Raw genomic sequence first — 2,264 nt, 5'->3', positions numbered from 1 at the left:
CGGTGAGCATGTCGGCGACCTGCTTGCCCATCAGCCGGTATTCCCAGTACGGGAACAGCCGGCTCGCGGCGATCGCGATCATGCAGCCGACCACCGTGTCGATCGCGCGCTCGCCGATGATCCGCATGCTGCCCGGCGCGAGCAGGTGGAACATCAGCAGCACGTACGACGACGTGAACACGACGCTCGCCGCGTAGTTGAACAGCAGCAGGCTGTAGCTCATCACCATCGACCCGAACATGATCGCGATCAGCAGGTGCGGCTCCTTCACCGTGTAGATCAGCGCAATGCTCGCCGCGCAGCCGATCAGCGTGCCGATGATCCGCTGCGCGTTGCGCTGCTTGGTGAGCGAGTAGCCGGGCTTCAGGATGATGATGGTCGTCATCACGATCCAGTACGCGTTCGTGAGCGGCAGCAGGCGGCCGAGCCAGAACCCGACCGCCACCGCGATCGTCACGCGCAGCGCGTGGCGAAAGCTCGGTGAGCGCATGTTCAGGTTCGAGAAGATCAGGAGCGGCGACATCCGGCGGCGCTGCAGGAAGCGCGTGAGCGCCTTGTCGATCTTCAGTTCGGTTTGCTGCGGATCGGCGTGGCCCGACAGGTTGCGGCGCATCCGGTCGATCAGGCGCGTCGCGCTCCAGATGCGCCGGAACGTGGCGAGCACGGCCGCATACGCCTCCGCGTTGGTGGCCGCGAAGTTCTTCTTGCGCATCAGCTCGATCTCGTACTCGATCGCGCGCAGTTCGGCCTTCACGCTGATCCGCGAATGCGGCGCGCGGTTCTCGAGCACCGCGAGGCCGATCTCCTCGAGATCGGCGGCTGCCTTGCAGATCAGGTCGCGATAGAAAATGATCAGATCGGAGCCGCCGAACGTATTGCGCACCAGCGGGTAGTCGGTATGCGCGCCGACGAACAGCTCGTGCAGGTCGACGCTGTTGATGAACAGGTTGTACATCGTCGTGCGGCCGGGGTCGAGCTTGCCGCGCCGCAGTTTCGGCAGGTTGCGCAGCACGATGTCGCGCGCGGTTTCCTGCGTTTCGACCGCCGTGATCTGCCGGGCGACGAGATTGCGGTAGCACTCGTCGAGATCGGCATCGAGATCGTAGAACTGCGCGCGCGCGAGCAGGTAGTCGGCGCAGGCGAACAGGCTCTCGGCGAGTGCCTGCTGCTCGATCCGGCGCGCCTGCCATTGCGACACGAGCGTGGCCCAGTACGTGTACCAGAGGCCGCCCGCGAGAATCCAGCCGGCGTTGATGAACGCCTGCAGCGGCGTGAACTTCTCCTCGAGCGTCATCACCATCATGAACAGCGTCGCGAAGCTGATCTGCGGCCAGCGGTTGCCGTACACGACGATCAGCGACAGCACGAAGGTGAGCGGCACGATGGCGAGCCACAGCACGAAGATGTTCGGTGTCGCGAGGCCGGTGGCGAGCGCGGCCAGAAAACCGATCACGCTGCAAGCGAGCATTTCGTTGTGCTTGTACTTGAGCGGGCCCGGCATGTCGACGACGCAGGCGCCGAGCGCGCCCGTCGAGATCGTGAAGCCGAGCTCCCGGTTGTGAAACACGATCAGGCACAGCACGGCCGGCAGCGAGACGCCGACCGCGATCCGCAGGCCGCCGAAAAAGTACTGGCTGTAGAAAAACTTTCTGATTTCGACCGAATAGCGCATCGATGGGCTGAATGGCAGACGAAGACGCCCGGGGGCGGCGTATTGACTGGCGACGAGTCTATCGTATTTCGCGGTCCGCAAAACCTGGCTTTCCGGACGAGGTTCGCGGTGGCGGTCCTTTTGCTATCCTTGGTGATCCTGTTCGCCCGGCCCGGCCGGCGCGAGGTTCCAACGCCTGCTTCATGCTCCATCTCTTCTATTCGAACCGTCACGAAACGCTGGCCGACGCGCTGCTCGAGGATCTGGCCGCGTTCCCGGCCCGCAATGGCCCGTGGGCGCCGCAACAGGTCATCGTGCCGAGCGCGGCGCTGCGCCGCCGTCTCGAGCTCGACATCGCCGCGCGCAACGGCGTGTGCGCGAACGTCGAGTTCACGTATCTCGCGCAATGGCTGTGGGCACAGATCGGCCGCGTGCTGACGGTGCCCGCGCGTTCGCCGTTCGCACCCGATCGTCTCGTGTGGCGCTGCTACCGGCTGTTTGCGCAGGCGTCCGACGGCGCGCCGTGGCTCGCGTCGCCGCGGCTGGCCGCGTATCTGTCCGCGTCCGACGATGCGATGCGCTACGAGCTTGCGCACCGCGTCGCGGCCGTGCT

The 2,264-nt window shown here is 65.4% G+C and carries 2 protein-coding genes; one reads left to right on the top strand and one right to left on the bottom strand.

Going from position 1 to position 2,264, the window contains the following annotated elements; translation table 11 throughout:
* The coding region (locus JYJ84_RS34660; protein ID WP_205190127.1) for an FUSC family membrane protein at positions 1–1,672 on the bottom strand (1,672 nt) is incomplete at its 3' end.
* Positions 1,673–1,854: 182 nt separating this feature from the next.
* Here JYJ84_RS34660 and JYJ84_RS34655 point away from each other — a divergent pair.
* Positions 1,855–2,264: exodeoxyribonuclease V subunit gamma (locus JYJ84_RS34655; RefSeq protein ID WP_205190126.1), on the top strand; the 410-nt coding region annotated here is incomplete at its 3' end.

Origin of the sequence: Burkholderia sp. LMG 13014 (assembly GCF_905232215.1) — a bacterium.
In the GTDB taxonomy this organism is placed as follows: Bacteria; Pseudomonadota; Gammaproteobacteria; order Burkholderiales; family Burkholderiaceae; genus Burkholderia.
This window is presented reverse-complemented; position numbering and strand designations above follow the sequence as displayed.